The sequence below is a fragment of the Stenotrophomonas maltophilia genome (assembly GCF_900186865.1).
GTDB classification, from domain to species: domain Bacteria; phylum Pseudomonadota; class Gammaproteobacteria; order Xanthomonadales; family Xanthomonadaceae; genus Stenotrophomonas; species Stenotrophomonas maltophilia.
This window is the reverse complement of record NZ_LT906480.1, coordinates 4,882,541-4,894,834: the sequence shown is the minus strand read 5'-3', so window position 1 is coordinate 4,894,834 and position 12,294 is coordinate 4,882,541. Positions and strand designations below refer to the sequence as shown.

General features: G+C 67.5%; 11 protein-coding genes. 9 read left to right on the top strand and 2 right to left on the bottom strand.

Features of this window, described 5'->3' with window-relative positions; translation table 11 throughout:
* Positions 1-3: 3 nt before the first annotated feature.
* On the bottom strand, positions 4-255 hold the full coding sequence (locus CKW06_RS23000) for a GlsB/YeaQ/YmgE family stress response membrane protein (RefSeq protein WP_005411656.1): 252 nt from the start codon (positions 253-255) through the stop codon (positions 4-6).
* An 84-nt stretch (positions 256-339) separates the two neighbouring features.
* Here CKW06_RS23000 and CKW06_RS22995 point away from each other — a divergent pair, with 84 nt between their 5' ends.
* From CKW06_RS22995 to CKW06_RS22955, 9 genes are all read left to right on the top strand, one after another.
* Positions 340-939 carry a 4'-phosphopantetheinyl transferase family protein gene (locus tag CKW06_RS22995; RefSeq protein WP_005411655.1) on the top strand — a complete coding sequence of 200 codons (600 nt, stop codon included), beginning with the start codon at positions 340-342 and terminating at the stop codon, positions 937-939.
* 39 nt (positions 940-978) lie between these two features.
* Entirely contained in the window at positions 979-1,617 is a 639-nt protein-coding gene (rsmG, locus tag CKW06_RS22990; RefSeq protein ID WP_005414912.1) for a 16S rRNA (guanine(527)-N(7))-methyltransferase RsmG, read from the top strand.
* Positions 1,618-1,730: 113 nt separating this feature from the next.
* Positions 1,731-2,528, top strand: coding sequence for a ParA family protein (locus CKW06_RS22985; protein ID WP_005411653.1), 798 nt, complete (start codon positions 1,731-1,733; stop codon positions 2,526-2,528).
* On the top strand, positions 2,528-3,451 hold the full coding sequence (locus CKW06_RS22980; RefSeq protein WP_005411652.1) for a ParB/RepB/Spo0J family partition protein: 924 nt from the start codon (positions 2,528-2,530) through the stop codon (positions 3,449-3,451). Before CKW06_RS22985 ends, CKW06_RS22980 begins: the two co-directional genes overlap by 1 nt.
* 125 nt (positions 3,452-3,576) lie before the next feature.
* Positions 3,577-4,311: a suppressor of fused domain protein gene (locus CKW06_RS22975; RefSeq protein WP_024957791.1), complete on the top strand. Its 735-nt coding sequence runs from the start codon at positions 3,577-3,579 to the stop codon at positions 4,309-4,311.
* Between the two features lie 45 nt (positions 4,312-4,356).
* Positions 4,357-5,322, top strand: coding sequence for an NAD-dependent epimerase/dehydratase family protein (locus tag CKW06_RS22970; RefSeq protein WP_005411650.1), 966 nt, complete (start codon positions 4,357-4,359; stop codon positions 5,320-5,322).
* An 89-nt stretch (positions 5,323-5,411) separates the two neighbouring features.
* Positions 5,412-6,134 carry a glycosyltransferase family 2 protein gene (locus CKW06_RS22965; RefSeq protein ID WP_005420380.1) on the top strand — a complete coding sequence of 241 codons (723 nt, stop codon included), beginning with the start codon at positions 5,412-5,414 and terminating at the stop codon, positions 6,132-6,134.
* Complete coding sequence (locus CKW06_RS22960; RefSeq protein WP_005414908.1) at positions 6,134-6,481, top strand: lipid-A-disaccharide synthase N-terminal domain-containing protein; 348 nt, start codon at positions 6,134-6,136, stop codon at positions 6,479-6,481. Before CKW06_RS22965 ends, CKW06_RS22960 begins: the two co-directional genes overlap by 1 nt.
* A 689-nt stretch (positions 6,482-7,170) precedes the next feature.
* A complete protein-coding gene (locus CKW06_RS22955; RefSeq protein ID WP_024957792.1) occupies positions 7,171-8,943 on the top strand; it encodes a DUF885 domain-containing protein in 1,773 nt (590 codons plus the stop codon).
* A gap of 133 nt (positions 8,944-9,076) precedes the next feature.
* Here the strand turns inward: CKW06_RS22955 and CKW06_RS22950 are convergent, their stop codons facing one another.
* Complete coding sequence (locus CKW06_RS22950; RefSeq protein WP_024957793.1) at positions 9,077-12,286, bottom strand: efflux RND transporter permease subunit; 3,210 nt, start codon at positions 12,284-12,286, stop codon at positions 9,077-9,079.
* Positions 12,287-12,294: the final 8 nt, after the last annotated feature.

The window sequence follows — 12,294 nt, the reverse complement described above, 5'->3', positions numbered from 1 at the left end:
GGATCACCGTATGCTCTTGCGGGTGAACAGGTTGACGATCGCCAGCAGGATCACCGCGCCGATCAGCGAGAACAGGAAGGTGCGGATGGTGATCGCTTCGTTGATGCCGCCGCCGAACAGCCAGCCGGAAATCAGCGCGCCGACGATGCCGACCACGATGTTGAGGATGATGCCCTGCTGGGCATCGCGCTTCATGATGATGCTGGCCAGCCAGCCTACGATGCCGCCGACGATCAGCCAGATGATGATGCCCATGATCGAACCTCCGGTGGGGAACTGTGACCAGTTGACGCGCAGGGCTGTGAACCCGTCGTGCAATTGCGTGATGGGCGCGTGCGGATGAGCCTGCCAGCCACCCTCGACGGTCCGTGGCGCTTCGGTCCGGTAACGGTCTGGCGGCGTCCGCACGTGCCGGGCCAGCGCGGTGAACCGCAGGCCCGGCAGGTACTGGCGCAGGCGCTGGGCACCGATCCGCAGACGCTGCCACTGGTCCGTGACGACAAGGGCCGGCCGGAGCTGAGCGGCCCGTTGGCCCACTACGGGACCGGCTGGAGCCACAGCGGTGAGGTGCTGCTGGTGGCGCTGGGCGAAGGCGTGCGGCTGGGCGTGGACCTGGAACTGCTGCGGCCGCGGCCGCGTCTTCTGGAAATCGTGCGGCGCTTCTTCCACCCGCAGGAGGTGGCCTGGCTGGAACGCCTGGACGAGGCCGACCGCGAGCACTGGTTCTTCCGCGTATGGTGCGTCAAGGAGGCCATCCTGAAGGCGCACGGGCAGGGCATCTCGTTCGGGCTGCACCGCCTGCAGCTGGCGCCGGGGGCCGATGGCGCTCTGCACCTGCGCTGGTGCGCCCCGGAACTGGGCGAGGCCGCGCGCTGGCACCTGCACGAATGGCAGGCCACCGGCCAGTTCCGTGCGGCGTTGGCCTGGTATCCGCACTGAAGCGGGGAATCAGCGCGCAAAACCGGCGATAATGGCGGCATGAGCGAACACCCACTTCCCGCCAGCGTGGTTGCCACGCTGGAACAGGGCCTGGCCAGCATGGGCCTGGACGCCGCGCTGGCGCCGCCGCTGCTGCGCTACCTGGCCCTGCTGCACCGCTGGAACGGCACCTACAACCTCACCGCCATCCGCGACCCGCAGGAGATGGTTACCCGCCACCTGCTCGATTCGCTGGCGATGCAGCCGTTCGTGGCTGATGGCAGCCTGGCCGACCTCGGTACCGGCCCCGGGTTGCCCGGCATCCCGCTTGCGATCGCCTGCCCGGGCCTGCAGGTCACCCTGGTGGAGAGCAACGGCAAGAAGGCGCGCTTCATGCGCGAGGCCGTGCGCCAGCTCGGCCTGGGCAACGCCCGCGTGGCCGAATCGCGGGCCGAAGCGCTGGACGAGGCCGGTCGTTACGACCAGCTGACCGCGCGCGCAATGGATACCCTGGCTGGCATCGTCCGCGTCGGTGGCCATCTGCTGCGCCCCGGTGGCGTGCTGCTGGCCATGAAGGGCGTCTACCCGCATGAGGAGATCGCGGAACTGCCGGCTGGCTGGCAGGTGCGTGAGGTGACCCCGCTGAGCGTGCCCGGCCTGGCCGGCGAACGCCACCTGGTCACCGTTACAGGTCCCTGATTCCCGCCGCCAGCCCTTTGTGGAACAACGGGTTGGCGATCCACGATTTCCGCAAGGGGCCGGTTGTACGCATAATGACCGGTCCCAACCATCCGTCGACGAGGCACACCCGCATGGCCCGCATCATCGCCATCGCCAACCAGAAGGGTGGCGTCGGCAAGACCACGACCGCCGTCAACCTGGCCGCTTCCCTGGCCAACGCACCCAAGCGCGTGCTGTTGGTCGACCTGGACTCGCAGGGCAACGCGACCATGGGCAGCGGCGTGGACAAGCGTGAGCTGGCGGCCTCCACCTGCGATCTGCTGCTGGGGGAGAACAGCGCCGCCGATGTGCGCGTGCAGACCGCCGAAGGCTACGACCTGCTGCCGGGCAACATCGACCTGACCGCCGCCGAGATCCAGCTGATGGGCCAGAGCGAGCGCGAGCAGCGCCTGAAGCGCGCATTGGCGCCGATCCGCGACGAGTACGACTACATCCTGATCGATTGCCCGCCGGCGTTGTCGCTGCTGACGCTCAACGCGCTGGCCGCCGCCGATTCGGTGATCGTGCCGATGCAGTGCGAGTACTACGCACTGGAAGGCCTGAGCGCGCTGGTGGAAACCATCGAAGCGCTGCGCACCAGCCTGAACCCGGCGCTGGAGATCGAAGGCGTGCTGCGCACCATGTTCGACGTGCGCAACAACCTGGCCAACGCAGTGTCGGCCGAGCTCACCGAGCACTTCGGCGACCGCGTGTTCCGCACCATCGTGCCGCGCAACGTGCGCCTGGCCGAGGCGCCCAGCCATGGCCAGAGCATCGTCGGCTACGACCGCGCCTCGCGCGGTGGCGTGGCCTACCTGGGCCTGGCCGGCGAGATCATCCGCCGCAACAACGAACGCAACAAGGCCGCCAAGGCCGTGGAGACCGTCTGATGACCAGCAGCAAGCCGGCAGCCAAGAAGCGAGGCCTCGGCCGTGGCCTGGACGCGCTGCTGGGCCCGAAAGGCGCGGTCAGCCAGGTGCAGGCCACCACCGCGGTGATTGAGCCGCTGCCGGGTGAAGTGCTGCGCAAGTTGCCGGTCGGCCAGCTGCAGCCGGGCAAGTACCAGCCGCGCCGCGAGATGGACGAGGGCAAGCTCTCCGAGCTGGCCGACTCGATCAAGTCGCAGGGCGTGATCCAACCGATCCTGGTGCGCCAGCTGCCGGCAGGCAACTACGAAATCGTCGCCGGTGAGCGCCGCTGGCGCGCATCGCAGCTGGCCGGCCTGGACGAAGTGCCGGTGGTGGTGCGCGAGCTGGAAGACCGCACCGTCATCGCGATGGCGCTGATCGAGAACATCCAGCGCGAAGACCTCAACCCGCTGGAAGAAGCCGAGGCGCTGCAGCGCCTGATCAGCGAGTTCACCCTGACCCATGCCGAGGCCGCCGAGGCCGTCGGCCGCTCGCGCGCGGCGGTGTCCAACCTGCTGCGCCTGCTGGAGCTGCCGGTTGCGATCCGCTTGCTGCTGGAAACCCGCCGCCTGGAAATGGGCCACGCCCGCGCGCTGCTGACCCTGGCTCCCGAGCTGGCTGGCAAGCTGGCGCAGGAAGCTGCCGATGAAGGCTGGTCGGTGCGCGAGGTCGAGCGCCGTGCGCAGGCCTTCGCGGCCGGCAAGGTGCCGAGCAACCGCCCGGTGGCGACGCCGAAGGTGCAGCAGGCCGACATCGCCTCGCTGGAAACCGAACTGTCCGAAGCACTGGGTGCCAAGGTGGCGATCAACCACGGCCGGGGCGGCAAGGGCAAGCTGATCATCCACTACACCGACCTGGATACCTTGGACGGCGTGCTGGAAAAGCTGCGTACGCGCCAGGGCTGAGCCCGGCGCAGCGCCAGGGGGTGCGGCCTGTTCCCGCCGCGTCCTGCAGATGACAGGGAACGCACCGCCGCGCGTGCCGGGGATGCACTGCTCTCCGGTCCGTGGCCTCATCCAGGGAACAGGACATGAGCAACGAATACGAGGACGTCAGCCCGGACGGCACCCAGATACTGGTACATCGCCGCGAAAAGGACTTCGTGCCCGCCATCGGCGAAGAACAGCACATCGAGGCGATCAGCGCCCATCTCGAACGCCATCTGGGCCCGGTGTCCGGTGTCTTCCACGAGATCATCTCCGATCTGGTGCACATCGACGTGCACGTGGTGCCGGCCAATGACCACTGCCCGTACCTGCGCCTGGTCACCTCCGGCATGAGCGACCTGCCGATGACCGTGCCCGCCGAGGTGGACGCGGACGTGCCGCGCTACATGGAACTGATGGTGACCCTGCCGGCCGACTGGCCGATCTCCCAGGACGCCTTCGAGGACGAGCGCAATTACTGGCCGGTGCGCCTGCTGAAGGGCATGGCACGGTTGCCGCACGAGTACGACACCTGGCTGGGCTTCGGCCACACCATTCCCAACGGCCATCCCAGCGAGCCCTACGCGCCGGGCGTGGGTTTCGACGGTGCCATCGTGCTGTCGCCGGTGACCGCCCCGGAGGACTTCGCCACGCTGGCGCTGGAGGACGGCAGGACCATCAGCTTCATGAGCCTGGTTCCGCTGTACCCGGAAGAGATGGACCTGAAGCTGAGGAAGGGCGCCGAGGTGCTGCTCGACCGCTTCGATGCGAAGAACATCCAGGACGTGATCGAACCCGGCCGCACCAACGTGGCGAAGAAGCGTTTCGGTTTGTTCTGAGACCGGTAACATCAGGGGCCTGAACTTCGTTTCCAGGCCCCTGTCATGACCATCCTGCTCACCGGCGCTGCCGGCTTCATCGGTGCCTACACGGCCCGCGCGCTGCTGGAGGCCGGCCAGCCCGTGGTCGGCCTGGACAACTTCAACGACTACTATGACCCGCAGATCAAGCGCGACCGCGTGGCTGCGCTGTGCCCGGCGCTGGACCTGCGCACCCTGGACCTGACCGACCAGCAGGGCCTGGCGGCACTGTTCGACGAGGTGAAGCCGACTGCGGTGATCCACCTGGCCGCGCAGGCCGGCGTGCGCTATTCGCTGGAAAACCCGCACGCCTACGTCGACAGCAACCTGGTCGGCTTCGTCAACATGCTCGAACTGTGCCGTCACCGTGGCGTGCAGCACCTGGTGTATGCCTCCAGCAGCTCGGTCTACGGTGATTCGGCCACGCCGCCGTTCTCCGAGGACCAGCGCGTGGACCAGCCGCGCTCGCTGTACGCGGCGACCAAGGCGGCCAACGAGCTGATGGCCTACACCTACGCGCAGCTGTACGGCCTGCATGCCACCGGCCTGCGCTTCTTCACCGTGTATGGCCCGTGGGGCCGGCCGGACATGGCACCGCTGCTGTTCTCGCGCGCGGTGCTGGCCGGGCGGCCAATCGACGTGTTCAACGAGGGCCGCATGCAGCGCGATTTCACACATGTCTCCGACATCGTGTCGGGTATCCTCGGCGCGCTCGCGCATCCGGCCGATGGTCCGGTACCGCACCGGGTGTTCAACCTCGGCAACCATACGCCGGTCGAGCTGGAGCGCTTCATCAGCGTGATCGAGCAGGCCGCCGGTCGTCCCGCGCAGAAGGTCTACAAGCCGATGCAGCCGGGCGACATGGTGCGCACGATGGCCGATACCCGGCGCGCCCATGACGCATTCGGCTTCGACGCGGTGACCCCGATCGAAGAAGGGTTGCCCCCCGTCGTGCAGTGGTGCCGCGAGTATTTTGGCGACCGCGCCTGAGGACGGATCCTCACACAGCCGGATTCATCTTCGGATAACCTCGGCTTCGGAGAATGCGCGGTCTTTGTCCCCCTTTGGCCGAGTGCCTTATGAGCCAACCCGAGCTTTCCGTTGTCGTCCCGGTGTTCAACGAACGCGACAACGTCGCCCCGCTGGTTGCCGAAATCACCGCTGCACTGCGTGGCCGGCTGCCGTTCGAGATCGTCTACATCGATGATCACTCGCGCGATGACACCCTGGCGGTGCTGCAGGGCCTGAAGGCGACCACACCGGAACTGCGGGTGCTGCACCATGTGAACCAGAGCGGGCAGAGCACCGCCGTGCGCACCGGTGTCAAGCATGCGCGGGCGCCGTGGATCGCCACCCTGGATGGCGATGGCCAGAACGATCCGGCCGATATCCCCAAGCTGCTGGCCGCGCGCGATGCCGCCGAGGCGCAGGTGAAGCTGTTCGCCGGCTGGCGGGTCAACCGCCAGGACAGCGGCAGCAAGCGCTGGGCCAGCAAGTGGGCCAACGCCATCCGCGCACGCATGCTGCGCGACGATACGCCCGATACCGGCTGCGGCATCAAGCTGTTCGAGCGCAGCGCGTTCCTCGACCTGCCGTACTTCGACCACATGCACCGCTATCTGCCCGCGCTGATGCAGCGTGCCGGCTGGAAGACCACCAGCGTGCCGGTCAACCACCGCCACCGTACCGCCGGCGTGTCCAAGTACAACAACCTGGGCCGTGCACTGGTCGGCATCCGTGACCTGCGCGGCGTGGCGTGGCTGATCACCCGCAGCAAGCGCACCGCAGTGGAGGAGCGTTGATGGATCTGGAGCTGCACTGGCTCGACCAGCCGCTGACCTGGTTGTACTGGACCGGCCTGCATGTGACCGGCTGGAAGCTGATCGGCTATACCGGCGCGCTGATGTTCGGCGGCCGCTGGCTGGTCCAGTTCATCGCGTCCAAGCGTGCGGGCAAGCCGGTGATCCCGCGCCTGTTCTGGTACATGAGCGTGGTCGGCAGCCTGATGACGCTGAGCTACTTCCTGTTCTCGGCCAAGCAGGACTCGGTGGGCGTGCTGCAGAACCTGTTCCCGGCGTTCACCGCGCTGTACAGCCTGCAGCTGGACATCAAGCACCGCGGCTGGAAGCGGGACAAGGCCAGCCATTGAGGCTGCGCCGGGATGCGGTCTGCCGTGGGTAGAGTCGACTGTCAGTCGACTTTCGCGCGGAGCGCGGGGTTTGCTGCATATGGCGGAAGAGCAGCCGACTGACAGTCGGCTCTACCACGCGCCTCCGGCGCTGGGCCCCGGCCTGCGGCCGGTTCCCGGTCCTGCCTGCTGTGGGTAGAGTCGACTGTCAGTCGACTTTCGCGCGGAGCGCGGGGTTTGCTGCATGTGGCGGAAGAGCAGCCGACTGACAGTCGGCTCTACCACGCGCCTCCGGCGCTGGGCCCCGGCCTGCGGCCGGTTCCCGGTCCTGCCTGCTGTGGGTAGAGTCGACTGTCAGTCGACTTTCGCGCGGAGCGCGGGGTTTGCTGCATGTGGCGGAAGAGCAGCCGACTGACAGTCGGCTCTACCACGCGCCTCCGGCGCTGGGCCCCGGCCTGCGGCCGGTTCCCGGTCCTGCCTGCCGTGGGTAGAGTCGACTGTCAGTCGACTTTCGCGCGGAGCGCGGGGTTTGCTGCATGTGGCGGAACAGCAGCCGACTGACAGTCGGCTCTACCACGCGCCTTCGGCGCTGGGCCCCGGCCTGCGGCCGGTTCCCGGTCCTGCCTGCGCTGCAGGCAGGACCTTCGTCCCATGCCGTGGGCCGTGGGCGGTGCCATCATCGGGGTCTGCCTTCCCGGGAACCTGTGCTCGTGAAAACCCGTCTTGCCGTTGCCCTGCTGATTGCCCTGTCCGCGCCCGCCGTGGCCCTGGCCGCGCCGCCCGCCGCCGCCGCGCCGGCCAGCGTCGCTACCGAATCGCCCGCCGATGCCGCCTTCCGCGCGCTGTACGAGAAGGAATGGAAGTGGCGCCAGCAGGGCGGCGGCGAGGCCAGCGAGGACGAAGACGCGCCGGCCAATGCCACCCGCATGCCCGATGTCGGCCCGGCCGCGCAGCAGGCGCGCCTGAAGGTGTGGGACGAGACCCTCGCCGCGCTGAAGAAGATCGACCCGAAGACCCTGTCGCCCGACAACCAGGTCAACTACGCGATCTACCACGACCAGGTGTTCAACCTGGCCGAAGAGACGCGCCTGCGCGGCTACGAGATGCCGTTCAACGCCGACTCCTCGTTCTGGTCCAACCTGTCCTTCATGGCCCGGCGCGAGATGAAGACCGTGCAGGACTACCAGAACTACATCGCACGGCTGAACGATGTGCCGCGTTACTTCGGCCAGCAGACCGAGAACATGCGTGCCGGCCTGAAGCGTGGCTTCAGCGTGCCGCGTGCCGTGCTCGATGGCCGCGAAGTGTCCATCGCCACCGTCGCCGAGCTGAAGGACCCGACCGGATCGCCGTTGTACGCGCCGTTCAAGAGGCTGCCCACCACCATCCCGGCCGCCGAGCAGGCCAGGCTGCAGGCGCAGGCGCGTGAAGCGATCAGCGGCAAGGTGGTGCCGGCGTTCCAGCAGCTGCGCACCTTCTTCGTCAACGAGTACGTGCCGCAGGCGCGCACCACCCTGGCCGCCGAAGCGATGCCCGATGGCAAGGCGTACTACAAGCAGCAGATCCACGAATACACCACGCTGGACCTGTCGCCGGACGAGATCCATCGCATCGGCCTGGATGAAGTCGCACGCATCCAGAAGGAAATGAACGACATCATCAAGCAGGTGAAGTTCAAGGGCAGCTTCGCCGAGTTCCTGACCTTCCTGCGTACCGATCCGCAGTTCTATGCCAGGACGCCGGAAGAGCTGCTGTCGCGTGCCGCGTGGATTTCCAAGCGGGCGGACGGCCAGCTGGGCAAGTACATGACGTTGCCGCGCGCGCGCTTCACCATCGTGCCGGTGCCGCCGGATATCGCGCCGTTCTGGACCGCCGGCCGTGGTGGCATGGGCACCTACTGGCTCAATACCTACAACCTGCCGTCGCGCCCGCTGTACAACCTGCCGGCACTGACGCTGCATGAGTCCGATCCGGGCCACGCGCTGCAGGGCGCGATCGCCGCCGAACAGAAGAACCTGCCCGAGTTCCGCCGCAACGCCTACATCTCCGCCTATGGCGAAGGCTGGGCGCTGTACTGCGAGAAGCTGGGCGTGGAAATGGGCATCTACGAAACCCCGTACGAGGATTTCGGCCGCCTGACCTATGAGATGTGGCGCGCCGCGCGCCTGGTGATCGACACCGGCGTGCACAGCAAGGGCTGGACCCGCGAGCAGGCGCTGGCCTACCTGCGTGACCACACCGCGCTGAGCGAGCATGAAGTGACCACCGAAGTGGACCGCTACATCTCCTGGCCGGGCCAGGCACTGAGCTACAAGCTGGGCGAGATCGCCATCGTGCGCCTGCGCGCGCAGGCCGAGAAGGAACTGGGCGACAAGTTCGACATCAAGGGCTTCCACGACACCCTGCTCAAGCAGGGCTCGGTGCCGCTGCCGGTGCTGGAACAGCAGATCCAGGCCTACATCGCCGAGCGCAAGAAGGCCTGACCGCTACCGGGTAGTGCCGGCCGCTGGCCGGCAACCTGCACGCACCGCGATCGTTCGACATTGCCGGCCAGCGACCGGCACTACCTCGGACCGGAAAACGGGGTCGGATCACAGGATCCGACCCCGTGGTCTTTCACCCCACCGCCCGCGGCTTGGCTACCCGCGCCGCGAAGGTCGGCAGCACCAGCAGGGTCAGCACGGTGGCGGTGATCAGGCCACCGATCACCACCGTCGCCAGCGGCTTCTGCACTTCCGCACCGGAACCGCTGGCAATCGCCATCGGAATGAAGCCGACGATCGCCACCAGCGCGGTGGTCAGCACCGCGCGGATGCGGCTGGAGGCACCGTTGATCGCTGCCTGCAGCGGCAGGTCACCGGCATCCAGGCGTTCGCGGATCGCCTGCATCAGCACCAGGCCGTTCAACGTGGCCACGCCGGAGACGGCGATGAAGCCGACCGCCGCCGATACCGAGAACGGCATGCCCCGCAGCAGCAGCGCGAGGATGCCGCCGACCAGCGCCAACGGCACGCAGCTGAACACCAGAATGGCTTCCTTGCCGCTGCGCAGGGCCATGAACAGCAGGCTGCCGATCAGCAGGAATACCACCGGTACCACCGTCGCCAGCCGCTTTTCCGCGCGCTGCAGGTTCTCGAACTGGCCACCCCAGGTCAGGTAGGCACCCGGCGGCAGTGCCACGTCGGCCACCGCTGACTGCGCCTCGCCGACGAAGCCACCCAGATCGCGACCGCGCACGTTGGCCTGCACCACCACGCGGCGGCTGCCGTTGTTGCGGCTGATCTGGTTCGGTCCTTCGCTGACCGTGATGCGCGCCACCGACGACAGCGGAATCACCAGCCCCGAAGGCGTGGCGATCGGCAGCGAGGCCAGCTGGTCCGGATCGTTGCGCGAGGCATCGTCCAGGCGCACCACTACGTTGAAGCGGCGATCACCTTCGAAGATCTTGCCGGCCGCGGTACCACCGATGCCGGTGGACAACGCATCACTCACGTCTGCGGCGGTCAGCCCGTACTGCGCCGCCGCCACGTGGTCGATCGCCACGTTGAGCGTCGGCAGGCCGGAGATCTGTTCCACCCGCACGTCGGCCGCGCCGTTCACCGCACGCAGCTTCAGCGCCACCTGGTCGGCCACCTTCTGCAGCTGGCTGAAGTCATCGCCGAAGATCATCACTGCCAGGTCGGTACGCACGCCGGAAATCAGCTCGTTGAAGCGCAGTTCGATCGGCTGGCTGAACTCGAAGCTGTTGCCCAGCTGCTGCCCGGCCAGCTTTTCAAAGCGCGCCACCAATGCCTCCTTGTCCAGCTTCGGATCGGGCCAGTCCTTGCGCGGCTTCAGCACGATCACGCTGTCGGAGATGTTGGTCGGCATCGGGTCGATGGCCGCCTCGGCGGTACCGGTACGCGAGAAGACGGTTTCCACTTCCGGCTGCTTGGCAATTGCTTTTTCCAAAGCCAGCTGCATCGCCAGCGACTGCTCCAGCGAGGTCGACGGCACGCGCAGGGCCTGCATCGCCACGTTGCCTTCGTCCAGGGTCGGCATGAACTCGCGGCCCAGCAGCGAGAACGAACCGATGCCCACCACCACCATCATCACCGCGCCGGCAAGCACCGTGCGCGGATGCGCCACGGCCTTGCGCACCATCGGCTCGATGCGCGCACGCAGCACGCGGATCAGCTTCGTCTCGTGCTCGCCATCTTCGGCATGCGCATCGCCGTCCTTCACCTTCGGCTCGCGCACCAGCAGCGCGGCCATCGCCGGCACGAAGGTGAAGGAGAAGATGAAGGCACCGACCAGGGCCAGCATGAAGGTCGCCGCCATCGGGTGGAACGTCTTGCCCTCCACCCCTTCCAGCGTGAGGATCGGCGCGAACACCAGCAGGATGATCAGCTGGCCGAAGGCCGCAGGGCGCGCCATCTTCATCGCCGAATCGGCGGCCACGCGCAGCCGCTCCATCGCGGTCAATGCACGGCCCAGTTCGGCGCGGCGCTGGCCCAGCATCAGCAGCGTGGACTCGACCACGATCACCGCACCGTCCACCAGGATGCCGAAGTCCAGCGCACCCAGGCTCATCAGGTTGCCGCTGATGCCGAAGCGGTTCATGCCGATCACTGCGAACAGGAACGACAGTGGAATCACCAGCGCGGTGATCGTTGCTGCACGCAGGTTGCCCAGCAGCAGGAACAGCACCACCACCACCAGCAGCGCGCCCTCGGTGAGGTTCCTGGCCACGGTCTTGATGGTGGAATTGACCAGCACGCTGCGGTCCAGCACCGGCGCGGCCACGATGTCGGCCGGCAGCGATTTGTTCACCTGTTCCAGGCGCGCCGCAGCGGCCTGCGCCACGGTGCGGCTGTTGCCGCCGGCAATCATCAGCGCGGTACCCAGCACGGCTTCATGGCCGTTGCGGCTGGCCGCACCCAGGCGCGGCGCGCGGCTCAGCTCGACCTCGGCCACATCGGCCACGCGCACCACCACGCCATTGCGGGTCGCCACCGGGGCCTGTGCCAGATCCTCGGTGGTCAGCGCCAGGCCATCGGCACGCACCACCAGTCCTTCGCCGGCGCGCTGCACGAAACCGGCACCGGCCTGCACGTTGGAACGCTGCAGGGCGGTGACCAGATCGGCCAGGCCGAGGCCGTGCGCGGCCAGCCGGGCGCTGTCCGGATGCACGCCATATTCCTTGACGTAGCCACCGACCGTATCGACGCCGGCCAGCCCCGGGCTGGAACGCATCTGCGGCGCGATGATCCAGTCCTGCACGGTGCGCAGGTAGGTGGCACGTTCTTCCGGTGTACGCAGCAGATTGCCTTCCGGCGTGCGGTAGACCTCGCCGGCCTGCCAGCCGGCTTCACCGGGCTTGGCCAGCCTGGCCGGATCGAACGCGGTGAAGTCCACCGTCCACATCAGCACCTCGCCGAGGCCGGTGGTGACCGGCGACAGCATTGGCGACGCACCATCGGGCAGGTCTTCCGATGCCTCGCGCATGCGTTCGGCCACCTGCTGGCGCGCGAAGTAGATGTCGGTCGCATCGGTGAAGATCGCGGTGACCTGCGAGAAGCCATTGCGCGACAGTGAACGCGTGGTGGTCAGGCCGGGGATGCCGGCCAGCGCGGTTTCCAGCGGGTAGGTCACCTGCCGCTCGATCTGCTCCGGGGTCAGCGCCGGTGCCACCGTGTTGATCTGCACTTGGCGGTTGGTGATGTCCGGCACCGCGTCGATCGGCAGCTTGCCCAGCTGGAACAGGCCCACCGCAGCAATCAGCGCCGCCAGGAACACCACCAGCCAGCGGTGGCGCACCGCTGTTTCAATGATCAGCTTGAACATGGTCGCCT

What these genes read in the sequence shown, in the direction of transcription:
- CKW06_RS22995 (WP_005411655.1), top strand. Translation starts at nt 340, where the DNA reads ATGAGCCTGCCAGCCACCCTCGACGGTCCGTGGCGCTTCGGTCCGGTA.
- CKW06_RS22985 (WP_005411653.1), top strand. Translation starts at nt 1,731, where the DNA reads ATGGCCCGCATCATCGCCATCGCCAACCAGAAGGGTGGCGTCGGCAAG.
- CKW06_RS22970 (WP_005411650.1), top strand. Translation starts at nt 4,357, where the DNA reads ATGACCATCCTGCTCACCGGCGCTGCCGGCTTCATCGGTGCCTACACG.
- CKW06_RS23000 (WP_005411656.1), bottom strand. Translation starts at nt 255, where the DNA reads ATGGGCATCATCATCTGGCTGATCGTCGGCGGCATCGTAGGCTGGCTG.
- CKW06_RS22950 (WP_024957793.1), bottom strand. Translation starts at nt 12,286, where the DNA reads ATGTTCAAGCTGATCATTGAAACAGCGGTGCGCCACCGCTGGCTGGTG.
- CKW06_RS22980 (WP_005411652.1), top strand. Translation starts at nt 2,528, where the DNA reads ATGACCAGCAGCAAGCCGGCAGCCAAGAAGCGAGGCCTCGGCCGTGGC.
- CKW06_RS22975 (WP_024957791.1), top strand. Translation starts at nt 3,577, where the DNA reads ATGAGCAACGAATACGAGGACGTCAGCCCGGACGGCACCCAGATACTG.
- CKW06_RS22965 (WP_005420380.1), top strand. Translation starts at nt 5,412, where the DNA reads ATGAGCCAACCCGAGCTTTCCGTTGTCGTCCCGGTGTTCAACGAACGC.
- CKW06_RS22960 (WP_005414908.1), top strand. Translation starts at nt 6,134, where the DNA reads ATGGATCTGGAGCTGCACTGGCTCGACCAGCCGCTGACCTGGTTGTAC.
- rsmG (WP_005414912.1), top strand. Translation starts at nt 979, where the DNA reads ATGAGCGAACACCCACTTCCCGCCAGCGTGGTTGCCACGCTGGAACAG.